General features: G+C 73.1%; 19 protein-coding genes. 15 read left to right on the forward strand and 4 right to left on the reverse strand.

Annotation, left to right across the window (positions count from 1 at the left end):
- Positions 1-30: 30 nt before the first annotated feature.
- Complete coding sequence (locus OG542_RS10990; protein ID WP_328410308.1) at positions 31-2,952, reverse strand: AAA family ATPase; 2,922 nt, start codon at positions 2,950-2,952, stop codon at positions 31-33.
- A gap of 342 nt (positions 2,953-3,294) precedes the next feature.
- On the opposite strand from OG542_RS10990, the gene OG542_RS10995 reads away from it, so the two are divergent.
- From OG542_RS10995 to OG542_RS11005, 3 genes are all read left to right on the forward strand, one after another.
- The gene (locus OG542_RS10995) at positions 3,295-3,963 is read left to right on the forward strand and encodes a helix-turn-helix transcriptional regulator (protein ID WP_193481978.1); all 669 of its coding nucleotides are present in this window, start codon (positions 3,295-3,297) and stop codon (positions 3,961-3,963) included.
- 179 nt (positions 3,964-4,142) lie between these two features.
- Entirely contained in the window at positions 4,143-4,835 is a 693-nt protein-coding gene (locus OG542_RS11000) for a DUF4255 domain-containing protein (protein ID WP_328410310.1), read from the forward strand.
- Positions 4,832-7,165: an ATP-binding protein gene (locus OG542_RS11005; protein ID WP_328410312.1), complete on the forward strand. Its 2,334-nt coding sequence runs from the start codon at positions 4,832-4,834 to the stop codon at positions 7,163-7,165. The genes OG542_RS11000 and OG542_RS11005 overlap by 4 nt, the downstream gene beginning before the upstream one ends.
- Before the next feature lie 12 nt (positions 7,166-7,177).
- Here OG542_RS11005 and OG542_RS11010 read toward each other — a convergent pair whose 3' ends face one another.
- The 3 genes from OG542_RS11010 to OG542_RS11020 form a co-directional block, all read right to left on the reverse strand.
- A complete protein-coding gene (locus OG542_RS11010; protein WP_328410314.1) occupies positions 7,178-8,581 on the reverse strand; it encodes an RICIN domain-containing protein in 1,404 nt (467 codons plus the stop codon).
- A gap of 84 nt (positions 8,582-8,665) precedes the next feature.
- Positions 8,666-9,553 carry a hypothetical protein gene (locus OG542_RS11015; RefSeq protein ID WP_328410316.1) on the reverse strand — a complete coding sequence of 296 codons (888 nt, stop codon included), beginning with the start codon at positions 9,551-9,553 and terminating at the stop codon, positions 8,666-8,668.
- A complete protein-coding gene (locus OG542_RS11020; protein ID WP_328410318.1) occupies positions 9,483-10,265 on the reverse strand; it encodes an eCIS core domain-containing protein in 783 nt (260 codons plus the stop codon). The genes OG542_RS11015 and OG542_RS11020 overlap by 71 nt, the downstream gene beginning before the upstream one ends.
- Before the next feature lie 240 nt (positions 10,266-10,505).
- On the opposite strand from OG542_RS11020, the gene OG542_RS11025 reads away from it, so the two are divergent.
- The 12 genes from OG542_RS11025 (at position 10,506) to OG542_RS11080 (ending at position 24,425) form a co-directional block, all read left to right on the forward strand.
- Positions 10,506-12,101 carry a phage tail sheath subtilisin-like domain-containing protein gene (locus OG542_RS11025; protein ID WP_328410320.1) on the forward strand — a complete coding sequence of 532 codons (1,596 nt, stop codon included), beginning with the start codon at positions 10,506-10,508 and terminating at the stop codon, positions 12,099-12,101.
- A 56-nt stretch (positions 12,102-12,157) separates the two neighbouring features.
- On the forward strand, positions 12,158-12,601 hold the full coding sequence (locus OG542_RS11030) for a phage tail protein (RefSeq protein ID WP_189728071.1): 444 nt from the start codon (positions 12,158-12,160) through the stop codon (positions 12,599-12,601).
- Positions 12,601-13,134, forward strand: coding sequence for a hypothetical protein (locus OG542_RS11035; RefSeq protein WP_311127970.1), 534 nt, complete (start codon positions 12,601-12,603; stop codon positions 13,132-13,134). The genes OG542_RS11030 and OG542_RS11035 overlap by 1 nt, the downstream gene beginning before the upstream one ends.
- Positions 13,131-13,289, forward strand: coding sequence for a DUF6760 family protein (locus OG542_RS11040; RefSeq protein ID WP_328410323.1), 159 nt, complete (start codon positions 13,131-13,133; stop codon positions 13,287-13,289). The genes OG542_RS11035 and OG542_RS11040 overlap by 4 nt, the downstream gene beginning before the upstream one ends.
- A 2,871-nt stretch (positions 13,290-16,160) precedes the next feature.
- Positions 16,161-16,817, forward strand: coding sequence for an extensin (locus OG542_RS11045; RefSeq protein ID WP_328410325.1), 657 nt, complete (start codon positions 16,161-16,163; stop codon positions 16,815-16,817).
- A gap of 16 nt (positions 16,818-16,833) precedes the next feature.
- Complete coding sequence (locus tag OG542_RS11050) at positions 16,834-17,256, forward strand: phage tail protein (RefSeq protein WP_184598457.1); 423 nt, start codon at positions 16,834-16,836, stop codon at positions 17,254-17,256.
- A gap of 14 nt (positions 17,257-17,270) precedes the next feature.
- Positions 17,271-17,996, forward strand: coding sequence for a CIS tube protein (locus tag OG542_RS11055; protein ID WP_328410326.1), 726 nt, complete (start codon positions 17,271-17,273; stop codon positions 17,994-17,996).
- Positions 17,996-19,903, forward strand: coding sequence for a VgrG-related protein (locus OG542_RS11060; RefSeq protein WP_328410328.1), 1,908 nt, complete (start codon positions 17,996-17,998; stop codon positions 19,901-19,903). Before OG542_RS11055 ends, OG542_RS11060 begins: the two co-directional genes overlap by 1 nt.
- Before the next feature lie 67 nt (positions 19,904-19,970).
- The gene (locus OG542_RS11065; protein ID WP_184598462.1) at positions 19,971-20,393 is read left to right on the forward strand and encodes a GPW/gp25 family protein; all 423 of its coding nucleotides are present in this window, start codon (positions 19,971-19,973) and stop codon (positions 20,391-20,393) included.
- Positions 20,393-22,354, forward strand: a complete 1,962-nt coding sequence (locus tag OG542_RS11070) for a putative baseplate assembly protein (RefSeq protein WP_328410330.1) — start codon at positions 20,393-20,395, stop codon at positions 22,352-22,354. The genes OG542_RS11065 and OG542_RS11070 overlap by 1 nt, the downstream gene beginning before the upstream one ends.
- Entirely contained in the window at positions 22,354-22,920 is a 567-nt protein-coding gene (locus tag OG542_RS11075; RefSeq protein WP_328410332.1) for a phage tail protein, read from the forward strand. The genes OG542_RS11070 and OG542_RS11075 overlap by 1 nt, the downstream gene beginning before the upstream one ends.
- Positions 22,917-24,425, forward strand: a complete 1,509-nt coding sequence (locus tag OG542_RS11080; protein ID WP_328410334.1) for an NADase-type glycan-binding domain-containing protein — start codon at positions 22,917-22,919, stop codon at positions 24,423-24,425. The genes OG542_RS11075 and OG542_RS11080 overlap by 4 nt, the downstream gene beginning before the upstream one ends.
- Positions 24,426-24,434: the final 9 nt, after the last annotated feature.

The raw sequence follows: 24,434 nt of genomic DNA on the forward strand, positions 1-24,434 counted from the left end.
CCGGATCACTGATGTTCCGCACGCACCCTCTCAGCCGGGGCCGGGGTCCTCGCTATGTCGGGGATCACAAAGTGGAGACGGCGTGAAGGACGCGGCGATAACACTTTTTGGCGCCGAGTCCTGGCGACGAGAACTCTCTCCGCGGGGTCGGTCCTCGCTCAGCGCCTGTCCCAGCTCACCTCTCCGCCGTATGCCCAGCTTCTTGTACGTGCTGGTCAGATGGGTCTCCACGGTGCGCCGGGCGAGGTGGAGGAGTCCGGCGATCTCGGCGTTCGTACGGCCGCCGGCCGCCAGCCGGGCGATGCGCAGCTCGCTCCCGGTCAGGGCGCCGGAGCCGGTGCGGGCGGTGGCGGCGCGGCGGGCCCCGCCCTCGCGCAGGGCCTCCTCCGCGAGGATCCGCAGCCGCACCGCGCCCAGTCGTTCGGCGCGTTCCGCGGCGGCACGCAGACAGCCCCGGGCGCGGACGCGTTCGCCGGCGGCGGTCAGCTGCCGCCCCTGTGCGAGGAGCGCGGCCACCAGCTCCCCCTCGGTGGCGGCCGGCGCGTCCTCGAGGAGGGCTACGGCCTCCTCGGCCAGGCGCAGGCCCCGGCGGCCGCCGGTGACCGTGCCGAGCACTCTGAGGGCGCGGCCGACCGTGCGGGGCGTGCCCCACACCCGGGCCAGGCGCAGCTCCTCCTCGGCCAGGGCGAGCGCCTCCTGGGGGCTGCCGAGGGCCAGCCGGCATTCGGCGGCGGCGGACCGCCACGGGGTGACGACCGGGCTGACCACCTCGCGGGCGGTCTGGCGGCGGCCGCACTCCAGGAAGTCGTGCAGGGCCCCGGCGGTGTCGCCCGCGGCGGCGCGCTGCAAGCCCCGCGCGTACAGGAAGCGGTTCAGCTCCCAGTTGTCGGGCGCCTCGCGCAGATCGAAGCCGTCCGCGAGCCGCCGGGCCTCGGCGTGGCGGCCGGTCTCCACGAGTGCGATCAGGGTGGTGGCGTGCACGTTGGAGGGGCCGTGGGCGTGGGTGGGGGGTTCGGCGGGCAGCAGCGTGTACTCGCCGCGCGCGGCGGCGATGTCGGCCCGCGTGTTGAGCAGCGCCGCGTGCATGGGGTGCAGCAGGTCGGGGCGCTGTCCGGCCAGGCCGCGGTCCACGAGGCGGTCGGCCTCGTCGAGTTCGTCGGCCCACTGGGCGATCGCGGCGGACGTGCCGAGCAGGAAGGGCTCGGTCAGCGGGTGGGCCGGCTCGGCGAGCAGCGCGCGCACCTGCCGCATCGCGTCGCCCGCCGAGGTCAGTGCGGCGCTGGCCGCGTACCGGACGAGCAACGCCCGGGTCGCCGGTCCTACGAGTTCCGGTGAGCGCTCGGCGGTCTCGGACAGGCAGCGGTACACGTCGCTGCGGACCGTCTGGTCCTGGTCGGACAGCAGGGCGGACGCGGTCTGCAGGGCACCGCCCAGGTCGGGGTGCCCGGTGAGCTGGCCGTCCACCGTGCGCAGGACCTCCACGGCGGCGCGGGCCCGGCCGCGCCCGGCCAGCGCCGTGCCGAGGGCCACGGCTGCACGCACCCGGTCCTGCGGTGTGCCGTGCAGCCCCAGTGCCTCGGTGAGCCGGGGGATGCCGGCCGAGGAATCCCGGCCCGCGCACTCCAGGGAGCCCAGCTCGGTCAGCACCCGCTGCCGGTGGTCGTCGGGCAGCGGCTCCTCCAGTGCCCTGCGCAGCAACGCGACGGCGTCGTCGGAGCGGCCGTCGCGCAGGGCGAGGGAGGCGGCGTCCCGCAGCACGGCCGGGGCCCAGCCGGCGCCGACGGGGCCGGACCACAGCAGGTGCCGTGCCACGGCCGCGGTAGGGGCGCCGCGATGCAGCAGCGCCTCGGCGGCGGTCCGGTGCACCGCGCGCCGCCGGGACGCCGGGACGCCGGTGAGTACGGCGTCCCTCAGCAGCGGATGGGCGTAGCGGGGCAGGCCGTCCGGGCCGGGGCGCAGCGGGCCGAGCCCGGTCATCGCGGTGAGCCAGCCCGCCACCCGGGCCGGATCGGCACCGGCGAGCTCCCCGAGCAGACCGGCCGGCGCTTCGCGCCCGCCCGCTCCCCCTCCGGCCCGCTCCCATCCCTCCTCGAGCACGGCGAGAGCCCGGGCCACCTCGGCCGTGCCGCTCCCGGCGCTGTCCAGCCACCACTGCACGGCGGCCACGTAGGAGCCCTGGTACAGGGCCGCGGAGGCCTCGGGAAGGTCGGGGTACGGGAGCGGGACGTCGGTCGCGTACCCGGCGGAGGCGCTGAGGTCGTCCAGGAGGGCCCTCAGCAGCAGGGGGCTGCCCGCGCCGGCCCGGACACAGCTCTCGACCCATGCCGTGGGGGCGTTGGGGTGCCCCGCGCGCACCAGGCCTGCCGCCGCGTCCGGTGTGAGCGGGGACAGGGTATGGGTGTCGACTAGGGCGGGAGAGAGGGTGTGGGTGAAGCCCGGGGCGGGCGGATCGATGTCGTACTGGCTGCGTTCGGTGACGGCCAGCAGGATCGGCAGAGGTAATCGGTCCACGTGCCGGGCGGCCTCCACCAGCCAGCGGTACGAGGGGCCGTCGGCGAGGTGGACGTCGTCCACGGCGAGCAGCAGCGGGGACTCACCGGCGTACGAGCGCAGCGCATGCCGCAGCAGGGCGGCCTGCTCGCGTTCGTCGCCGGCCGGGTCGGTCTGCTCCGAGCCCGGTACGGGTCCGAGGAGTTGGAGCACGGCGGCGAAGGGCGCTGCCGCCCAGTCCGGCGAGCAGCGGGCGCGCAGCAGCCGCACGCCCTGGGCGGCGGCGGCCTCCGCCGCCGCCTCCAGGACGCTGGTCCGGCCGGTGCCGGTGGCTCCGCGCAGCAGCACGAGGCCGCCCGTCCCGGACCGGGCGCGTGCGATGCCGGCCGCCAGCAGGGCAGCGGCCTCCCGGTGTTCGGCCGGCTGCGCACGCCGCAACTGCTCGGGCTGAGGATCGGACATTCCTGCCTCCCTGGTCGGACGTGGCGTTTCCCCCGTCGAGGACGGCCCGCGCCCGGGGCTGGTGCCGTGACAAGTGCCACGGCGGCTAGTTCCGGCCCCGGTGGAACCGGACGGGCCGTCACCTCACGGCTGCTCGGCGGCCGCCTGCGATCTCGTGGTCGGCTCGGGGCCGATCTCGTGGTCGGCGCGGGGCCGATCTCGTGGTCGGCGCGGGGCCGATCTCGTGGTGCGTCTCGTGGTGATCCACGATTGCGTCCGGACCGTCCGCCCCAGAAGGCTGAGGAGTGCACATCCGCCACCGACCCCACAGAGGTGGCGCGTACGTGGACATAGGGGAAACGGTTGCTCAGCTCATCGCGGACCACACGCCCCGGCACGGCCGATTCCGCGCCCCGGATACCCGTGGCGGTGCACGCCACGGACCCGATATCGCGCGAGGGAGCGCTCAGCCAGCTGCGCCGGTTCCCGGAGATCGACCTGCGGGAGGAGACCGAGTCCGGCCCCGGCACGGTGGCCCTGCTCATCGACGACGTCCTCGACGACACGGCCCTGACCCGGCTGCGCCGGCTGGTGCGCAGCGAGGGCGCGCGGGCGGTGCTCGTGGTGTCCGCGCTGCGGGAGACGGAACTGCTCGACGTGATCGAGTGCGGGGTCGGTGCCATCGTGTGGCGCCGTGAGGCCACCGCGACCCGGCTGGTGCAGGCCGTGCTCGCGGCCGCCCGGGGCGACGGCGACCTGCCCGCCGATCTGCTCGGCCGGCTGATCAACCAGGTGGGCACCCTGCATCGCGGCGCCGCCGGCCGTACCGGCGCTCCGGTGTCGGGGATGACACCCCGTGAGGTGGACGTACTGCGGCTGGTGTCCGAGGGACTCGACACCGGTGAGATCGCCAGCAAGCTGTCCTACTCCGAACGCACCGTCAAGAACGTGATGCACGGGCTGACCACCCGACTGCACCTGCGTAACCGGGCCCACGCCGTGGCCCATGCCCTGCGGGAAGGCTACATCTGACCGAACGGGCATCCGAAGCCGACCTCACGGGCAGCGCGGTCTGCCCGGCCGCCGTCCCCGGCGTCCCTGCGGGCCGGGCGGGGCGGGGGGCAGGATCGGATGCGGCGGCGCATCGGCGGCAGGGGCCCCTCGGGGACGAGCACGGCACAGCACGGCAGGGCGGAAGCGGGAGCACATCGGTGATCCACGAAGTGGACGAGGTTCTCAAGAACCTGCTCAGCGGCGGCGCACTGGCCGGTTCCGGCATCGACGTCGCCCTCGACGCCCCGACCCGTGACTGGGCCGCCCGCCGCAACGCGCCCACGATCAACGCCTATCTGTACGACATCCGGGAGGACGTCGCCCGCCGCCAGCGGGGCCATCTCCCGATCCACGACGAGCGGGACATCGTCGTCAAGCACCGGCAGCCGCCCCGCTGGTTCCGGCTGTCGTACCTGGTGACGGCGTGGACGAAACAGCCCCAGGACGAACACCGGCTGCTGTCCGCGGTGCTGGCCACGCTGATCCCGCGCGAGCTGATCGGCGCCGCCGACCTTCCGGGTTCTCTCGGCGCGTTGGGCATGACGATCCCGATGTCCGTGGCCGGCACGCAGACCGAGTCGCGTTCCCTCGCGGAGATCTGGTCCGCGCTCGGCGGCGAACTCAAGCCGTCCCTCGACCTCGTGATCACCGCTCCCTTCCCGGCCTACCCCGAGTACGACGCCGGCCCGCCCGTCACCGAGGGCGTGGCGGTCCGTGTCCGCACCGTGGACGGCACACCGCCAAAGACGGAGGAACGCGCGCACAGCGCACGGCAGGTGGCGGCGGCCCAAGAGGCCCGGGAGGCCCGCAGGACGGCGCGCCGGGGCCGGGGGCTGGACCGCAGGACATGACCACTCAGACGTCTGACATCCCCCCCACCGCACTCCTCGCCCGCCTCGCCGAACTGCGGGACCGGGTCGCCCTGCTGGTGGAGCACCGGTCCGCCGGCGACCCCACGGCCGGCGACCCGCTGCGCGGCCTGTACCTGTCGGAGGAGGCCGTACGGCATCTGTTGCGCCCGGCCGAGCCGTTGCCGCTCACCTGCCCGGACACCGGCGGGCCGCCCGGACCCGACGCCGGCCCTGACCGTCTGGCCGGGCTCTCCGCCCGGCTCCGCCTGACCGAGCTCGACACCGCGCTGCTCCTCATCGCCCTCGCCCCCGACCTGGACCGCGGCTTCGAGCCGCTGTACGGCTACCTCAACGACGACGTCAGCCGCCGGCGGGCCACCGTCGCGCTCGCCCTCGACCTGTGCGGGATCCCCGTCCACCTGGCCGAGGGGCGGGCCCGGCTGCATCCCGCGGCCCCGCTGTCCGCGTTCGGGCTGCTCACCGTGGAGGAGCCCGAACGGCCCTTCCTCAGCCGCGCATTGCGCGTACCGGACCGTCTCGTGGCCCACCTGCTCGGCGACGACACTCCTGACGTGTCACTCACCGGGCACCTACAGGCGCTGCCCGCACCGGAGCCCGGCCGGGACGCACCGGCACCCGGCACGGACCTCCGGGAACCTGACCAGGACACACCAGCTCCCCGCGCAGACCTCCGAGGCCCCGGCCAGGACACACCGGCCCCCGACACGGACTCGCCGGACCCCGACCACGGCTCACCTGCCCCCCGCGCGGACCTCCGTGTCCCTGACCAGGTGGTACCTGCTCCCCGCGCAAACCTCCGGGAACCCGGCCAGGACACACCGACCCCCGACACGGGCCACCCCGAACCCGGCCAAGACACACCGACCCACCACACAAACCCCCGAGGCCCCGACCACGACGCACCAACCCCCCGCGCAAACCCCCGAGACCCCGCCCCGGACGACGAGGCCGACCGGATCGCCCGGCGGCTGGCCGCCCGGCTGGTCTCCGGGCCGCCGCTCACCGTGTATCTGCGCGAGCGCCGTGAGGGCGACGGGCTCCCCTGTGTCACCGCCGCCCTGCGCGCCGCGGGCGTCGCGGCCGTGCGTTTCACGGGCCCCGAGGACCTCGTCCCGGACCTGCTGCGCGAGGCCCGGCTGAGCGACCGGGCGGTCGTCGTCACGGGGCTGCCGGAACAACCGGCGGCGCTGTTCCGGGAGTTGGCCGCAGCGGTCGATGTCCCCGTGCTGGTGACCGGGTCCCGCCCGTACGACCCCCGGTGGTGCGACCAGGACCCTCTCGTCCTGGAGGCGCCCGCACGGCGCGCGGGCGCGGTGGACGCCTGGTCGGCGGCCCTCGGCGGGGAACCCGGCTTCGACCTGGCCGCCACCGTCGCCCCGTACCACCTCGCCGGTGACCACATCACCCGTGCCGCCCGTGCGGCCCGGAGCCTCGCCGACTTCGACGGGACCCCGCTCTCCCCCGCCCATCTGCGCCTCGCCGCCCGGCAGCAGTCCGCCTCCGGCCTGGAGCAGCATGCCCGCCGGATCCGGCCCGACGTGGACTGGCGGGACCTCGTGCTGCCCGACGGGCCCCTGACCCAGCTACGGGAACTCGCCCTGCGCGCCCGCCACCGCGACCGGGTGCTCGGCGACTGGCGGCTCAGCGCGGGCGGCGGCCGGGGCCGGGGCGTCCTCGGCCTGTTCGCGGGCGAGTCCGGCACCGGCAAGACTCTCTCGGCGGAGGTCGTCGCGGCCGACCTCGGACTCGATCTCTACGTCGTCCAGCTGTCGTCCGTCGTCGACAAGTACGTCGGCGAGACCGAGAAGAACCTGGAACGCATCTTCACCGAGGCCGACCGCACCGACGCGGTGCTCCTCTTCGACGAGGCCGACGCCGTGTTCGGCAAGCGGTCCGAGGTGAAGGACGCGCACGACCGGTACGCCAACCTGGAGAGCGCCTACCTGCTCCAGCGGCTGGAGTCCTTCGACGGCATCGCGCTCCTCACCACCAACCTGCGCGCCAACATCGACGAGGCGTTCACCCGGCGTCTGGACCTGATCGTCGACTTCCCGTTCCCGGACGCCGGGCAGCGCCTCGCGCTGTGGCGGCACAGCCTGTCGCACGTGCCCCGTGCGGACGGCATCGCACTCGACGCGGTGGCGAACGGCTTCGAACTGGCGGGCGGCTCCATCCGCAGCGCGGTGGTGACCGCCGCGTACCTGGCCGCCGGGCGCGGGGGCGAGGTCACGGCGGACGACCTCCTGGAGGGCGCCCGCCGTGAGTACCGCAAGGCCGGCCGCCTGGTGCCGGGGGAAGGCACCTGGTAGCCGGCCGGGCCGTCAGCCGTCCGAGGGCTGGACGATCTTCCACTCCTGGTCGTCCGTGTTGGAGCAGTGGAACAGGGTGAGGTTGCTGCCGTCACCGCCGGTGCTGTAGCCGGACACGTCCAGGCACTTGCTGTTGCTGGCGTAGTTGCGGATCCAGTAGGCCCCGCTCTCCTGCTTGTCGATCCACCACAGCTGGTTGTCCTGCATCGTGCCGGCGCAGGGGAACTCGGTGATCCCGGACGGCACGGGGGCCGCCCCGAAGTTCGGCAGGTCCATGCAGAGCTGGTCCTTGACGTTGCGGATCTGGAAGAGCGCGTGACCGCCCGGCCCCTTGTTCTTGTACTTCACCTCCAGGTTCCACCGCTGGTTGTCCTGCTGGGTCTCGTCGCAGGTGAACTGCTTGACCGGCTTGTCGGCCTTGTTCTCGGGGGCGGTCGCGCACTTCTTGGTGGTGGGGTTGTACAGCAGGACGTTCATCGCCGGCACCGCGGGCTTCGGCTTCTTCTTGGCGGGCGGCGGCGGTGCGGCACCCCCGCCGCCCTGCCCCGCACCGGCCTCCGACTCCTGCGGTGTCGGCGACGGGGGCGGGGGCGGCGCCGAGGTCAGGGACGGGGTGGGTGTCGGGGACGGCGCGAGGGTGCTGCCGGCGCCGACGGGCGACGCGTCGGCCTTGGTGGTGACCGAGGGCTTGTAGGCGAGCCACAGCATGAGGAACGTGAACGCGAGGGCGAACAGGATCCCGAAGAGGGTCGCCAGCCAGCCCGGCAGGAACCCGCGCTGGACGAACGTCCCCTCCACGGGCATGGCCGTGGCGCCGGACCGCTGCACGGCGAGGGTGTAGGGCCGCTGTTCCTTCGACCCGAACCAGATGATGTTCTTGGGCTTGAGCGTGGTCTTGACGAACGCCGCCCGGCCCGGCTCGATCTGCACGTTGGCCGGGTGGATGTCGTACGACAGCTCGTCGCCGTTGTCGCTGCCGCTCAGGGAGGCGGTCAGCTTGGTGTTGCCCACGTTGTCGACGGCGAGCCGGGGCCGCCCCCGGAACCGCCCCTTGACCGTGGGCGGCACCAGCTCCGCCCGCACCTCGGTGAACGGCGTGATGGTCAGATTCCCCTCGGGGACGGTCGTCGCCTCGGGATGCTCGGTCGGCGTGATCCGCACCGCGTACGGGTTCGGGCCCGCCGTGGCGTCCGGCGTACGCGGCGGCGCGAACGTCAGCTCCACCGTGCCGGTCGTGCCGGGGTAGAGGCGCAGGGACGCCGGCTCGACCGTCGTCCAGGGGGCGACGGGGCCGACCGGTTCGAAGCGGTACTCGTCGACGACGTCACCGGTGTTGCGCAGGCGCAGGCGCACGCGCGTGCTGCTGCCCGGGTCGACGGTCGCGGAGGCGGGTTCCAGAGATGTCCACAGGCTCACGTCCCGACGCTAGCCGGGTGTCCACGGCGCGTCAGGAAGCTCAAGGGCACGATGAGAGGGCCGAACGGGCCACGGTGCGGGCCGTCAGGTCCGGGGCGCCGGTGCTCCGGTCGCCGTCAGGACGAACTGGGCGTAGGAGTCGGCGTTCATGAGGGCACGCCGGCCCAGGGCGTACCAGTTGGACTGCTTGCCCAGGTACGTCTGCTCGTCCTTGCCGTTGAACTCCCTCGGATCGCGCACCTTGCGCCGGTCGAGCATCGCGGGCTCCATCGCGGCCGCCACCTCGGGATCCGCCGAGGCCGTGAACGCGTCCTCCTGCACCTCCTCGAAGTACGGGCTGTACTGGTAGTCGAGCGTTCCGGCGAACCGGTGCGTGGCCTCGTGGACGATGTACCACGCGATCTGGCCCGGCTCCAGCAGGTGGATCGGACCAGAGCGCTCCATCACGGGCGGCAGTTCCTCGCTCATCTTGTCGTGGCCGAGGCTGAACAGACCCGCCACGTTCTCCGACAGGTTCCCGTCGACCCAGGCCGTGGCGTTCTGCGGCACGCCCGGCACACCGCTGCCGACCAGGGCGATCTTCGCGCCCTGCGCGTTCAGTCCGTCGTGGATGCGCTGGATGATCTCGGCGATCCGGGGCAGGAACGGCGCGAGCTGCCCGGGAGGGGCTGTCCGGAACACGGTAAAGCCCGACTCCAGACCCGCCAGCAGCGCCCCCTTGGGGTCGCCGTCGGCCTCCCTCAGCATCTTCAGTGCCGAGGCGATGCGCTGCTTGGCCTCGGCCACCGCCCGGCTGGTCTGTGACCGGCGCCGGACGAGATCCTGCTCGGTGATCCGGCCCTTGGTGGAGAACGCGACGTTCTCGCTGCTGTGGAGCCGCTCGCTCTCGTCGTCGTACGTGTCACCCGGGTGGGGCTTCCTCCCTCCCGGGATCGAGTCCCAGCTCGGCGGAGGTCTTGAGAGCGCCGGCACCGCCCTCGCTCCGCCACCGGTAGTGCTGTCGTTCGCGTTCGTCCTGGACACTGGCCGCCTGGTCGAACGTCCACACGGTCCGCTGAACCGTCCCCCGGTCCGGTGCGCCGCCGCCCGGCCCGGCTGCGCCCTCGGCGGGTGTCGGCTGAACGGCGGGCACCGGCCCGTTCATCACCCGCCGGGCGTTGTCCACCGCGTGCCGCTCGCCCGAGTCGCCGACGTCGGACATCTTGACGCCGGCGCCGTTGTCCGTGCCGGGGACCGGGCCGGCCATCTGGTCCTGGAAGTGGGTGAGTTCGTGCGCCCAGTCCTCCTTGGTCAGCGGTGCGCCCTCGACGATGTGGGCCCCGGAGGTGTACGCCTTCGCGCCCAGCTCCGCCGCCGACTCCCGGGCCAGCGGCCCCTTGTGCACGCGTACGCCGCTGAAGTCGGCGCCGCCGAAACGGGCCTCCATCTCGGTCTGCAACCCGGAGTCCATGCTCTGGCCCGGGGTGTTGAGCACGTCGTGCACCAGGGCGCGGCGCTGCACGGAGGGTGTGTGCCCGCAGTGCGCGTCGTGCTCGTGCCGCTCCTGAGCCACGGTCCGGGCCACGGCCGCGTTGCCTGCCATGCGCTGGAGCGCCAGCATCGGGTGCACCGGCACGCCGGGCGTGTTCGCGCGGACGTCGTCCCGATCGGCGGCCCGCCTGCCCCCTGTTCCGTGTGCGTGCACGGCGTTCTCCTCGACACTCGACGGCTGACCCGCCAGTTTCGCCCGCCGTGGCCGTGGAACGGGAGGGCCACGAGGGCAGAGGTGAGGGCAGGGACCGCGTGACGAGGGCCGGGCACCTTCGGAACTGCCCTTGCGGGCAACCGGATTGCCCCCGCTACGGCACCGGAGGCCGTTTCCCGCCGGCCCGACGCGCGCGAGGGTGGGAGCTGTTCGTGTCTCGTACCCCGAGGAGAGCAGAGCATGCCGTCCTACCTGTCGCCCGGCGTCTACGTCGAGGAGGTGGCCAGCGGCTCGCGCCCGATCGAGGGGGTGGGGACCTCGGTGGCGGCCTTCGTCGGACTCGCGCCGACCGGACCGCTGAACGAGCCGACACTGGTCACCAACTGGACGCAGTACGTGGCGGCCTTCGGTGAGTTCACCGACGGGTACTACCTCGCGCACTCCGTCTACGGCTTCTTCAACAACGGCGGTTCCGCCGCGTACGTCGTCCGGGTAGGAGGCTCCTCCGAGGGCGCGCCCGCCGAGGCCGGCCAGGGCCCCGCCGCCGTCACCGGCCGCTCCGGCAACGCGCCGGCCGCACTGCCCGCGGGCGAGCCGAAGCAGCTCGGCACCTTCGCCGTCACGGCCGTGGCGCAGGGCGACCTGAGCGTCGAGGTCGCGGACCCCGAGGGCGAGGGCCCCGCCGAACGGTTCAAGCTCATCGTCAAGGACGGCGACAAGCCGGTCGAGACGTTCGACGTGACCGCCAAGAAGGGCGGCCGCAACTACGTCGTCACGCAGGTCAAGGAGCGCTCCAAGCTCATCACCGTCACCGAGGCCGCGCCGGCCGCGCAGCTGGCCCGCCCGGACAACCAGACGGTGGCCCTGGCGGCCCCGGCGCCCGCGCCCGCCGCACCCGCCGCCTCCGGGAACGCGGACACCTCGCACCCGGGCCCGGCCCAGTACCTCGGCGACTCCGCCGACCGCACGGGCTTCGGCGGTCTGGAGGCGGTGGACGAGGTCTCCATGGTGGCCGTCCCCGACCTGATGGCCGCCTACCAGCGCGGCGCGATCGACCTGGAGGCCGTCAAGGCGGTCCAGCTCGGGCTGATCGCGCACTGCGAGCTGATGGGCGACCGGGTCGCCGTGATCGACCCGCCGCCGGGCATGAACGCCCGCCAGATCCGGGTCTGGCGCCAGGAGACCGCCGGCTACGACTCCAAGTACGCGGCCCTGTACTACCCCTGGATCAAGACCTTCGACCCGGCCACCGGCCACTCCCGGCTGGTGCCGCCGAGCGGCCATGTCGCCGGCATCTGGGCCCGCAACGACTCCGAGCGCGGTGTCCACAAGGCCCCCGCCAACGAGGTCGTCCGCGGCGCCGTCGACCTCGAGCTCCAGATCACCCGCGGCGAGCAGGACCTGCTCAACCCGATCGGCGTCAACTGCATCCGCGCCTTCCCCGGCCGCGGCATCCGCGTCTGGGGCGCCCGCACCCTCTCCTCCGACCCGGCCTGGCGCTACCTCAACATCCGCCGGTACTTCAACTACCTGGAGGAGTCGATCCTGATCGGCACCCAGTGGGTGGTCTTCGAGCCCAACGACCACAACCTGTGGGCCCGGATCCGGCGCAACATCTCGGCGTTCCTGGTCAACGAGTGGCGCGACGGCGCCCTGTTCGGCCAGCGCCCCGAAGAGGCGTACTACGTCAAGTGCGACGACGAGACGAACCCGCCGGAGTCGGTCGACGTCGGCCGGGTGGTCTGCGAGATCGGCATCGCCCCGGTGAAGCCCGCCGAGTTCGTGATCTTCCGGCTGGCCCAGTTCTCCAGCGGAGGCGGGGAGCTGGAGGAGTAGACCCGGCCGCGCGCCTCCCCTCAACCAAGACCCTCTAGAAGGACAGCGGACAGCACATGAGCCTTTCGCCGGGTGACTCCCTCACCTCACACAATTTCGGGCTGCAGATCGACGGCGTCATGGTCGAGTACCTCGCCGAGGTCAGCGGCCTGTCCATGGAGCAGGACGTCATCACGTACCAGCAGAACACCCAGAACGGCCAGAACAAGGTCGTGAACCTGCCGGGCGTGAAGAAGAACGGGACCTGCACGGTCGTCCGCGGTATGACCCAGTCGGCCGCGTTCACCGAGTGGATCAACCAGTCGATCACCGGCCAGATGAGCACGGCCCGCAAGAACGCGTCCATCATCATGATGGACTACCAGAGCAACCCCGTGAAGCGCTACAACATGCGCAACGCGTGGTGCAGCAAGATCGACACGAGCACCGTGAAGGCGGGCGAGGCGTCGGCGCTCACCGAGACCGTCACCATCGTGTTCGAAGAACTGGACATCGAGTAATGCGGCGTACGGCTGCCAGGGCCGGCGCCGCGGTGATGTACTCCGGCGCCGACCCGGCGCAGGCACCGGCCGTGGGGGCGGGGGCGGAAGCGGTACCCGGGCCGGGGCCGACGCAGGCCCCGCCCGCCGCCCCGGCGCAGGCCGCGCCGCAGCAACAGTACGAACTGCGCACCGAGTTCCCCTTCCAGCTGCCGCGCGGGTACGTCGACGAGGCGGGCACGGTCCACCGCGACGGCGTGATGCGCCTGTCGACGGCCCGGGACGAACTCGTGCCGCTGCGGGACGTGCGGGTGCAGGAGAACCCGGCGTTCCTGTCGGTGGTGCTGCTGGGCCGGGTGATCACCCGGCTCGGCACGCTGCCGACGGTGCACGACGGGACCGTGGAGAACATGTTCGCCTCGGACCTCGCCTTCCTGCAGGACTTCTACCGCCAGATCAACGCGGAGGGCCACACCCGCGCGGCGGTGGAGTGCCCGCACTGCGCGGAGCCCTTCGAGGTGGAACTCGGCGGGAGCCGCCTGGGGGAATCGTGACGTACGCGACCGACCGGCTGCACGAGGAGATCGCGTACGTCGCCTACCACTTCCACTGGAGCATGGACGACATCCTGGACCTGGAACACCGCGACCGCCGCCGCTACGCGGCCGAGATCGCGTCCCTGGTCACGCGGGCCGGGGCGGAGGACTGAGGCATGGGGTTCCTGGACCGGTTGCGGGGTCGGCGGGACGACGGGCTCGACGGCGGCGACCGGGTCGCTGCCGCCGAGGCGTCCGGCGTGGTGCCCGGCGGGGCGCTGCCGGCCGGCGGTGGTTCCGCGCGTTCGGGTGCGGATACCGGTACGGAGTCGGGTACGCAGTCTGGTGCGGACACCGGTGACACCGGTGCGGGTGCCGGCCCCGTGGTGAGCGCCGCCTGGTCGAGGCTGCCGTCGATCCAGCGGGCCCTGGCCTCCGGGCGGGAGGCCGGCGTCGCGGACGCGGGGTTCGGCGGGCGCCTGCCGACGTGGCAGAACCCGTCGTTCGCGGGCACGGCGTCGCCCGCGGTCCTGAACGGGCAGTCACGCACACTGCTCGGCGACCTCTCGCACCCGACGTCGGGCCGACCGGTGTTCGGCCTCGAACGCCCCACGGGGGCTTTGCCGTTGACGGGCCCGGAGCCGGTGGTGCAGCGGGCCCCGGCGGTGCCGTTGCGGGAGATTCCGGCGAGGGCGGTGGGGCCGACCGGGTCCCGCGCCGGGGCTGGTGGCGGTTCCGGTGGCAGTGCCGGTGCCGGTGGCAGTGCACGTTCCGGTGGCAGTGCCGGTGCCGGTGGCAGTGCACGTTCCGGTGGCAGTGCACGTTCCGGTGGCAGTGCCGGTGCCGGTGGCAGTGCACGTTCCGGTGGCAGTGCCGGTGCCGGTGCCGGTGGCAGTGCAGGTTCCGGTGGCAGTACCGCCAGGCCTGGGGGTGTTGCCGGAGTTTCGGGGGCCGCGGGGGTGTCTTGGGGCTCGGACGGGTCAGGGGTTTCCGGGGGTTCCAGGGGTTCCGGGGGTTCGATGGCTTCCGGGGGCTCGGGGATTCCCGGGGCTTCGAACGGTGCCTGGGGCTCGAAGGTGCCCGGGGGCCCGGGAACTCCCGGGGCTTCGAGGGGTGCCGAGGGCTCAAAGACTCCGCGTGCCTCGGAGACCCCCGGGATCTCGCAGGGTGCCAGGGCCTCAGAGACCCCCGGAACCTCGGGGACTCCCGGGGCTTCGGGGACTCCCGGGGCTTCGGGGATTCCCGGGGCTTCGGGGATTCCCGGGGCTTCGAAGGGCGCCGAGGACTCGAAGGTGCACCGAGCCTCGGTGGCTCCTGGGGCCTCGAAGAGTGCCAGGGCCTCAAAGACCCCCCGGGCCTCGGAGACCCCCCGGATCTCGCAGGGCGCCGGGGCCTCTACGAAGGTTCCCGAGGGCTCGGAGCATGTCGGGGGCGGCGCGGAAGCCGGTGCGACCCCGGGGCCTGCCGCCGGCGCGGAGGCCGGCGGGGTCGCGAGGGCTTCCCGGGCGCACGCGGGCGTGGTCCAGCGGCTGGGTACGAGCGGCTCCGCACCGTCGGGTGGCGGATCGGGGCCGGCGGGGTCGACACGTGCTGTGACCGCCCGTTCGACCACTCCCGTCACTCCGGCTGCTCCGGCAGTTCCCGTGGTGTCCCCGATACCGCCGCCCGTCCGGGAGCAGGTCGCCGCACCACTCCCCGCCCCCGGTCTCCACGTGACGCCCGTTCCGGCAAGCAGGCCGCCGCGGCCGAGTTCCCTGACAAGGGCACAGACAGGAGCGGCACCGGTACAGCGACGGACGCTCCCGGCGACACGGCGGACCGCGAGGTCCAAGGGCGGCACAGCAGCGGACGTCACCTCAAGCGCGTCAACCGGCAGCAGTGGGCCGGAAGTTCGTACACCCGCGCCCACGACCCCGACCTCCGTGCAGCGCGCGGTCACCAGCCCTGCCGATGCGGTCCAGGGCACCACCCCGGCCACCGCCGAACGAGGCGGCGATCTCCCCTCGGACCCGGCCGTCGCGAGCCGTACGACGAACAGCCCGGCTTCGGAGGCAGCACTCACGCAGCCGAAGGCGGCCGCGCCCCGGCCCGGTGCGGTGACGCCGCCGTCAGGACCGACCGGGGCGCAAGGCCCTACCGGCGCTCCGCCGATGCCGGGCAACTCCGCGCACAGCACGGCCGACACCACAGCCGCACCGGCTCCATCCGTCCAACGACGCCCGGCCACCCCTACCCGACCGCAGCCGTCGCCCACCGGCACGGGCACCGGACCGGTTCACCCCCCGACCGCCCCCGCCCAAGCGCCACGACGCACACAGGCGATCAACGCTGCTACGACGTCACCCACCGGCAACACCACACCGGCACCCGGCCGGGACGGCCACACGACACCCACCGGCGACACCGCACCGAACCGCACCACACCCACCGCCGGCCCCACACCGCCAACAGGCACGCCTGCCCGCCCCCACACCAGCACCAGCCCGGCCCCGACGGTCCAACGCCAACAGGCCACACCCGCCCGACCGCCACGCCCACAGCTCGGCAAGACCACACCAGCATCCGGCCGGGACAGCCACACGACGAACACCACCCCCACACCCCCGACGGCCACCCCCGCCCCACCCCCACGCCCACACGTCAGCAACAGCGCCACAACGCCCTCCGGCGACACCGCGCCCAACCACACCGCGACCGCATCGACGGCAGGCACCCCCACCCCACCACCCCACACGCCTGCCCGCCCCCGCACCAGCACCAGCCCGGCCCCGACGGTCCAGCGCCAACAAGCCGCCCCCGCCCGACCGCCACACCCACAGGTCAGCAAGGGCGCTACGACCCGCCCCGGCGACACCGCACCAGCGCCGGCCAACGACGGCCGGACCAACTCCCCCGCTCCCACCTCGACAGCAGGCGCCCATACCGATAGGCCTGCTCCGGCACCCACTGACGTCGCACCGTCCCCCACGAGCCCCGAACCGCAGCCGCCCCACGGCACTCCGCCCGCACACCCCGCTGCCAAAGCAACCGTCGGTCCACCGTCAGTGCGCACCGTTCAGCGAGCGGCCCTCCCTCCCACCACCCCCTCGGCCAACCGCACCACAGCACCCGGCCCCACACAGCCCTCAGCCACGCCCCGTGCCGCCCACCTCGGCCTCGGCGCACCGATCACCCCACAGCCAGCCACCTCGCCCCAACAACCAGCTCCACCCACCACACCCCGCCGCCCCCCGCTGGGCGCCCCCGTAAACACACCACCACAACCACCGAAACCCCTGGCCGGCCACACCCCCGCCTCCTCCCTCCCCGTAGTCCAACGCTTCTGGAAGAAGCCGAAGACCGCCACCAAGAACGCCCCCAAGAACACCACCGGCGCCCTCGCCGCCGCCGCGGCCGCCACCATCGCCAACACCCTCACGACCCAGACCGCACCACCTCCGCACACACCCCCCTCACCACCCCAAAGCCCCCCACCCCCGTACTCGGAATCGGCATCCGCGCCCGCATCCGCGTCCGCGAACCAACCGCCCCCGCCCGCCTACACGGAGATCCCGAACGGCGGCTTCGACCCCCGTGAGCTCACCGACTTCCAGCTCGACGAACTGGTCCACCGCCTCATCGGCCGCATCACCCGGCTGATCCGCACGGAACTCCGCATGGACCGCGAGCGGATCGGCAGACTCCGCGACCCCCGCCACTGATACAGAAAGGCCCTCGATGTCCCGCCAGGACCCGGGCTCCACCATCTGGTTCACCCTCAGCATCGACGGTGAGAGCCTCGGCTACTTCAACGGATGCGAAGGGCTGTCGTCCCAGGTGGAGGTCGAGCAGCGCCAGGAGGGCGGCAACAACGGGTTCGTCTGGCAGCTGCCGACCCGTGTCACCTTCTCCACCATCCGGCTGACCCGCCCGCTCACCCCGGACACCACGAAGGTCGCCAAGTGGATCTCGTCCGTGCAGACGGGGATCAAGCGGCCCACCGCCCAGATCGCGGCGCTGCGCGCGGACGGTTCGGAGGTGGCCCGCTGGGGGCTGATCGAGGTACTGCCGGTGAGCTGGAGCGGTCCCAGCCTGGACCCCGCCAACCCGGCCGTGGCCACCGAGGTCCTGGAGATCGCCCACCACGGGTTCACGGACTGAAGGGGCATCACGACATGGCAAGAGCCAGCAGCAGGGGCGCCGGAAAGAGCCTCGTCAGGGCGACGCTCGCGATCCACGAGCCCCCCGTCGGCAAGAGCACCACGCCCGGCGGGATCATCAAGACCTTCGGCTTCGACTTCAATCCCGCGCAGCTGTCCCTGACCCGCCGCGCCCAGTGGAAGTCGACGCCCGCGCAGATCGAACGGGACGGCGCCCTGCCGGAGTTCATGGGCGCCGAGGCGCGGGAGATGGGCGTGGAGATCTTCCTCGACTCCTCCACGAAGCCCTCCGGCAACACCGTGCTGAAGAAGGTGGAGTCGCTGCTCGCCTGCTGCGAGGTGACCAGCGCCAGCATCGCCGCGAAGCAGCCGTCGCCGCCCTGGGTGGTGTTCCAGTGGGGGTCGTTCTCCACGGCCCGGTTCACGGCGTACGTGAGCTCGGTGGAGGCTACGTACTCCCTCTTCGGCACCACCGGCGTGCCCATCCGCGCCACCTGCCGGCTCCAGCTGCACGAGATCCCGAGCAAGACGAAGAGGCAGAACCCGACGTCGGGCGCGCTCACCGCGCAGCGCGTGCACCGGGTCGTGGCGGGCGACTCGCTGCAGTCGCTGGCCTGGCGGGAGTACGGCAACGCCGCCGCCTGGCGCTCGATCGCCGAGGCCAACGGCATCGACGACCCGTCCCGGCTGCCCGCCGGTGCGGAACTGGTGCTGCCCGCCGCCGAGGAGGTACGTCCGTAATGGTGCAGTCCGCGTTCTCCAACGTCGTCGAGGTGAAGCTCGGGGGCGCCAAGCTGCCGCCCGAGTTCGCCCGGGCGCTGGTCGACAGCTACGTCGACCAGGGCGCCGGGGTGCCGGCCGCGTTCCGGCTGACGTTCCGGGACCCGTACCGGATCCTCCTGCGCGATCTGAAGGTCACCTTCGGCACGCCGGTGGTCATCACGCCGGTGTCCGACGGCCAGGGCGCCGCCGACCCGCTGCTGACCGGCGAGGTCACCGGCCTGGAGGCCGACTACGACGGCACCGGCACCTTCACCGTGATCCGCGGCTACGACCTCGGGCACCGTCTGCTGCGCCGCCGCCGGGTGGCCGCCTACCGCAACCAGAGCGCGTCGGACATCGCGCGCAAGCTCGCCGCACAGGGCGGGGTGCCCGTGGGGCGGGTGCAGTCGACGAAGACGGTGTACGAGTTCATCAGCCAGTCGAACGTCACCGACTGGGACTTCCTCGCCCGGCTCGCCGACGAGAACGAGATGGTGATGTCCGTCGACGCGGACGGCGAGTTCCAGTTCGTGAAGCCGAAGCCGTCGTCCGGGGCACCCTCGCCGAAGACCGACGGCGACCGGAGCCCGTTCGTGCTCCAGGCCGGGCGCGACATCCTGCGGCTGCGGTCCGCCGTCACCGCCGCCGACCAGGTCGGCAAGGTCGAGTCGCGGGGCTGGGACGTCACGACGAAGAAGAAGCTGACGGCGACCGCGCCCGCCACCGACAACCCGGGCATCGGCATCGGCACGACACCCGGCGCGGCGGCCGGCAAGTTCAAGCCGGCCAAGCTGGTCGAGACGAGTACGCCGTACGACCGGCAGAACGAGGTGAAGTTCGCCGCCGACGCCCTCGCCGACGACCTCACCTCCTCGTTCGCCGAGATGGAGGTCGTAGCGCGCGGAAATCCCAAGCTGCGCCCGGGAGTTCCGGTGACGCTCTCGGACGTCGGGCAGCCCTTCGAGGGCAAGTACACGGCCACGTCCGTGCGGCATGTCTTCGGCGACGGCAAGCACTACGAGGCGTGGGTGACGGTCAGCGGGCGGCAGTGGCGGTCGCTGTACGGGCTCGCTTCCGGCGGCGCCGACAGCGCGCCGCGGCTGCCGAGCGTGGCCAACGCCCTGGTCACCGACGTGAACGACCCGCTCAAGCAGGGGCGGGTCCGGTTGCAGTTCCCGTGGCTGGACGACAGCTATGTCAGCGACTGGACGCGGACCGTGCAGTGGGGCGGCCTCGGCGGCGGTGGCATCTTCCCGCTGGACGTGAACGACGAGGTGCTCGTCGCGTTCGACCGGGGAGCCCTCGACCATCCCTTCGTCATCGGCGGGCTCTACAACGGCAAGGACAAGCCGACGCCCGTGAACGACGTGCCGCTGCACGACACCGTGCGCAAGAAGGCGAGCCGGCACACCGTCTCGGACCGGGACGGCAACCGCATGGACCTGCTCAGCCAGAAGACCGGCCTCCGCAAGCAGGGTGTTCGGCTGGCCTCCGGCGACAAGCAGCTGGTCATCAACCTGGACCGGACGAACACCGAGATCGTCGTGGACAGCAAGGGTTCGGTGACGATCAAGGGCAGCCGGTCCGTGTCGGTCGAGGCGGGCGGCGATCTCTCACTGAGCGCCCGGCGCAGCCTGACCATCAAGAGTGGCGGCCCGCTCAGCATCCAGGGCGGCGGGGTGGTCAACATGCGGGCCGCCGGAGCGTTCGCGGTGAACGCGCTCGGTGCGCTGAGCCTGGACGCCACGGGCATCGCCAGCCTCACCGGCAAGGCCACCGTACAGATCACCTCGCTCGCCAACACGACGATCAACTCCCCGACCACCCTCATCGGTTCGAAGGTGTTCGGCGTCAAGACCATTCCCGTGCCGATGCCGATCCCGTGACCGATCCCGTGACCGATCCCGTGAGCGATCCGATGACCGTCTTCATGAAGGGCGAGGTGTGGTTCTGATGGCCGAGCAGTTCGTCGGGTCCGGCTGGTCGTTCCCGCTGCGCATCGGGCCGACCGGAGGGATCGCCCTGGTCAGCGGGGAGCGGGAGATCGAGGAGGCGATCCGGCTGGTCCTGTCGACCGCTCCGGGCGAGCGGCCGATGCGGCCGGACTTCGGCTGCGCGATCCACGACCTGGTGTTCGCGCCGGTCAACGAGCAGACCGCGGGCCGTATCCAGCACGAGGTGTACGCCAGCCTGGACCGCTGGGAGCCGCGCATCGAGGTCGACGACGTCGAGGTCACCGCCGGCACCGACCAGAGCGTCCTCTACATCGACGTCCGGTACTCGATCCGCGGCACCAACAACCCGCGCAGCCTGGTCTTCCCCTTCTACGTCATTCCGTCCCACGACGAGCCCGACGCCCCCGAAAGCGACCGCTGATGGCACTGCCCTCCCCCAACCTCGACGACCGCCGCTTCCAGCAGTTCGTCGACGACGCCAAGCGCTACATCCAGCAGCGCGCCCCGGAGTGGACGGACCACAACGTCTCGGACCCCGGCGTCACCCTCGTCGAGACGGTCGCCCACATGGCCGACCAGATCGTCTACCGGCTCAACAGGGTCCCGGAGAAGAACCACTTGGCGTTCCTGGACCTCGTCGGGATCACCCTGTTCCCGCCGTCGGCGGCCCGCACCGAGGTGACGTTCTGGCTGTCGGCTCCGCAGGAGGAGGCGGTGTGGGTGCCGGTCGGCACGGAGGTCGCCACGCTGCGCACCGAGAGCGAGGAGGCGGTGGTCTTCGGCACCGAGCGCGAACTGACGGTGGTGCCCTGCGCTTTGCGTCATCTGCTGGTGCAGCACCGGGGCGAGCCGATGGCCGACCGGACGCCCGACCTCGCCGAGGAGGACAAGGACCTGCTGTGCTTCGCCGAGTCGCCCGGACCCGGTGACGCCATGCTGTTCGGCCTGTCCGCAGCGGTCCCGCACTGCGCGGTCGCCCTGGACCTTGACAGCCGGGTGGACGGCGTCGGCGTGGACCCGCGCCAGCCGCCGCTGGTGTGGGAGGCGTGGACCGCGGACGGCTGGCAGCCCTGTGAGGTCGACCGGGACGGCACGGGCGGCCTGAACCGGCCCGGCGAGGTGGTCCTGCACGTCCCCGGCGGGCATGTCCTGTCCCGCAACGCCGGCCAGGAGGCCGGCTGGCTGCGCTGCCGGGTCACCGAACCCCGGCCGAACCAGCCCTTCTACACCACCTCGCCCACCGTGCGCGCCGCCGAGGTCTTCACGATCGGCGGCACGACCGCCGCCGTGCACGCCGAGACGGTGTACGACGAGGCGCTCGGCGAGTCCACCGGACTGCCGGGCCAGCGGCTGCGCCTGGTGCACGCGCCCGTGGTCGGCGACGACCCGCCGGTGCTGCTGCAGACCGCCGAGCACGACGGCTGGACGGACTGGCGGGTGGTCCCGAACTTCGCGGGATCCGGGCCGGACGACCGGCACATCACCCTCGACGCCACGACCGGCGAGATCTCCTTCGGCCCGGCCGTGCGCGAACCCGACGGATCCCTGCGGCAGTACGGGATGGTCGCTCCCAAGGGAGCACCCGTCCGGGCCCGCCGCTACCGCACGGGCGGCGGGCGCGCGGGCAACGTGGCGCGCGGTGCCGTACAGGTGCTGCGCACCTCCATCCCGTACATCTCCGAGGTCGTCAACCGCGAGGCCGCGCGCGGCGGTGTGGACGGGGAGACGGTCGAGGAGGCGAAGGTCCGGGCCCCCATCACGCTGCGCGCCCAGGAGCGTGCCGTGACGCTGCGCGACTACGAGGAACTGGCCCGCCGCGCCGCCCCCGAGACCGCGCGCATCACCTGCCTGGAGGGCGAGGAGGGCGAGCACGGGGCCTACGCGGTACGGGTGCTGGTCGTGCCGCAGGCCGTGCCGGACCCCGGCGGCCGGCTGCGCTTCGAACAACTCGTGCCCGGTGACGCGCTGCTGGACCGCATCACCCGGCATCTGGACGAACGGCGCCTGATCGGGACCCGGTTGGCGGTGGGCCCGCCGTACTACCAGGGCGTCACCGTGGTGGCCACGGTGCATGCCTTCCGGGGTGTCGACACCGACCGGGTGCGCCGGGAGGCGCACGACGCCCTCTACCGGCACCTCGATCCGCTGACCGGCGGCACGGACGGCACCGGATGGCCCTTCGGGCGGCCCGTCCAGGCCGGGGAGGTGTTCGCGGTGCTGCAACGTGTACCGGGGGTGGAGCTGGTCGACGAGGTGGTCCTGCACCCCGCGGACCCGCTCACCGGCAAACGCGGCGAGCCGACGAACCGGATCGATCTGTCCGCGCCGTCGCTGGTGTTCTCGTTCGACCACCGCGTCCGGGTGATCGGAGACGGTTCCTGATGAGGGGCTCGATCGACGGCCTCGGATCCTCCACGCCGATCGGCACGATGCTGCCGGCCGTCTTCGCCGACGACGACCTGGCCCAGCGGTTCGTCGCCGGGCTCGACGACGTGATCGCCCCGGTCCTGAGCGTGCTGGACTGTCTCGACACCTACTTCCGCCCGTCCCTCACCCCGCTCGACTTCACCCAGTGGCTGGGGAGTTGGGTCGGCGCGGAGACCGCGGGCGACGAACCCGAAGCGCGGCTGCGGGCGGCCGTGGCCGCCGCCGCGTATCTGCACCGCATCCGCGGCACCCGGCGCGGGCTGTCCGAGGCGGTCCGGCTCGCGTTCGGCGTGGAGCCCGAGATCACCGAGAGCGGTGGCGCCGCGTGGAGCGCCCGGCCGCTCGGCCCGTTCCCCGGCGCGCCCCGCCCCCGTCTGCACGTCCACCTATGCCTTCCCGCCCCGACCCCCGCGGACCACTACCGCCTGGAGACCCTCGTGTCCGCCGCCCGCCCCGCTCATATGCCGTACACGGTCCAGGTGACCGCCGGTGCCCCCGCCGAAAGGACCCGGGAGACATGACAACCCCCCAGAACTGCGCCGACTGCGGCACCCGCGCGGAACCGGGCCAGTCCTTCTGCGACGCCTGCGGGGCGGTACTGAGCTGGACGGACCGCCCGGCAGGCGGCACCGGTCCCCGCGCCGAGGCCGCCCGGCCCTCGGAACCGGCCCCGGCGTCCGAGCCGGCTGTGCCGCCCCGGGCATCCGAGCCCGCCAGGGCCGCCAACGGTGAGTCGGGCGGCGGCGCCTCCTCGTCCCCCTCGCCCGAGCCCGGCTGGGACGCCTTCGCCCGGCCGGACGGCGGGACGGGTCTGGCCCGCGCACCCCGCGACCGGCTGGGCACGGGCACGGCGACGCAACAGGCCTCCGCCCGCGCCGCCACCCCCGAAGCGGCCCCCCGTCATCCGGACCACCACGGCACGCCCGACGACAACACCGGCAGCCCCCACACCCACGCCCGCCCCGACACCACCGCTCACCCGGACACCACCCCCCGCTCCCCCTCCCCGACCACCCCACCCCCGGACGAAACCGCCCCCACCGAGCCCCTCACCGAGCCCATCCCCCCGGCCACACAGACCCCGCACCCCACCGACGCCGACGCCGACGCCGACACGCACGGCATGACCGACCGCGCCCGCAGCCTCCTCATCCCGGTCGGCGACCCCGAACCGCAGCCCGCCCCGCACCCCTCCGTCACCCCGGTCCTGCCCGGCCGCCCCGAGCCCCAGCGCCCGCAGGCCGTACGCGCCCCCGGTCAGGAACACGGCATGGACGGCGGCGCCCCCTGCCCCTGGTGCGCCACAGGCAACCGGCCCGAGCGGCACTTCTGCGCCCGGTGCGCGATGCCCATGGCCGGCGACGGACCGGCCGGCCCGGTCCGGCTCCCCTGGTGGCGACGGCTCGGCCCCTTCGGCAGCCAGGAGGCCCCGTGGGCGGGCGATCGCCCCCGGCTGCGCCGTGCCTTCGACCGTGTCCTGTCCTGGCTGGGCATCGTGCTCGTGCTGTCCCTGCTGATCGTTCTGGTGATCAACATCCCCCAGGGCATCCAGGCCACCCGCGACCACTTCGCCAAGCGCGCCGAGGTGTCCCCGGACCGCTACGCCGCGTCCCGCTACTTCCCGGGCCACAAGCCGGACCTGGCCTTCGACAAGCTCAACGACACCTGGTGGGGGCCGGGCGTGTCCCAGGCGGGCGAGGGTCAGTGGGTCGAGGCCCGCTTCGACCAGCCGACCCGGCTCCTGGACCTGATCATCACGCCGGGTGTCTCCACCCGCCCCGACAAGCTCCGCGAGTCGGCGCTCCCGCACCGCGTCGAGGCCACGATCACCGGGGCCGACGGCAAGAAGACGACCCGTCAGCTCACTCTCGACCAGGGCGCGGGCCCCCAGCGGCGTGCCTTCCGCGTGGGCGCGGTCACCGCCGTCCGCTTCACCATCGAGTCCGCCCACGGCATCTCGGCGAGCAAGCAGGTCGCCATCGCGGAGATCGAGTTCTTCGGCCCGTCGAGCGCGAACTCCTCCTGACCCCGGGCC

Source organism: Streptomyces violaceus (genome assembly GCF_036014075.1).
In the GTDB taxonomy this organism is placed as follows: domain Bacteria; phylum Actinomycetota; class Actinomycetes; order Streptomycetales; family Streptomycetaceae; genus Streptomyces; species Streptomyces violaceus.

Bases quoted from the DNA above. Each gene is read 5' to 3' on its own strand.
- OG542_RS10990 (WP_328410308.1), bottom strand. From the start codon at position 2,952: ATGTCCGATCCTCAGCCCGAGCAGTTGCGGCGTGCGCAGCCGGCCGAA.
- OG542_RS11005 (WP_328410312.1), top strand. From the start codon at position 4,832: ATGACCACTCAGACGTCTGACATCCCCCCCACCGCACTCCTCGCCCGC.
- OG542_RS11025 (WP_328410320.1), top strand. From the start codon at position 10,506: ATGCCGTCCTACCTGTCGCCCGGCGTCTACGTCGAGGAGGTGGCCAGC.
- OG542_RS11030 (WP_189728071.1), top strand. From the start codon at position 12,158: ATGAGCCTTTCGCCGGGTGACTCCCTCACCTCACACAATTTCGGGCTG.
- OG542_RS11035 (WP_311127970.1), top strand. From the start codon at position 12,601: ATGCGGCGTACGGCTGCCAGGGCCGGCGCCGCGGTGATGTACTCCGGC.
- OG542_RS11050 (WP_184598457.1), top strand. From the start codon at position 16,834: ATGTCCCGCCAGGACCCGGGCTCCACCATCTGGTTCACCCTCAGCATC.
- OG542_RS11055 (WP_328410326.1), top strand. From the start codon at position 17,271: ATGGCAAGAGCCAGCAGCAGGGGCGCCGGAAAGAGCCTCGTCAGGGCG.
- OG542_RS11060 (WP_328410328.1), top strand. From the start codon at position 17,996: ATGGTGCAGTCCGCGTTCTCCAACGTCGTCGAGGTGAAGCTCGGGGGC.
- OG542_RS11065 (WP_184598462.1), top strand. From the start codon at position 19,971: ATGGCCGAGCAGTTCGTCGGGTCCGGCTGGTCGTTCCCGCTGCGCATC.
- OG542_RS11070 (WP_328410330.1), top strand. From the start codon at position 20,393: ATGGCACTGCCCTCCCCCAACCTCGACGACCGCCGCTTCCAGCAGTTC.
- OG542_RS11075 (WP_328410332.1), top strand. From the start codon at position 22,354: ATGAGGGGCTCGATCGACGGCCTCGGATCCTCCACGCCGATCGGCACG.
- OG542_RS11080 (WP_328410334.1), top strand. From the start codon at position 22,917: ATGACAACCCCCCAGAACTGCGCCGACTGCGGCACCCGCGCGGAACCG.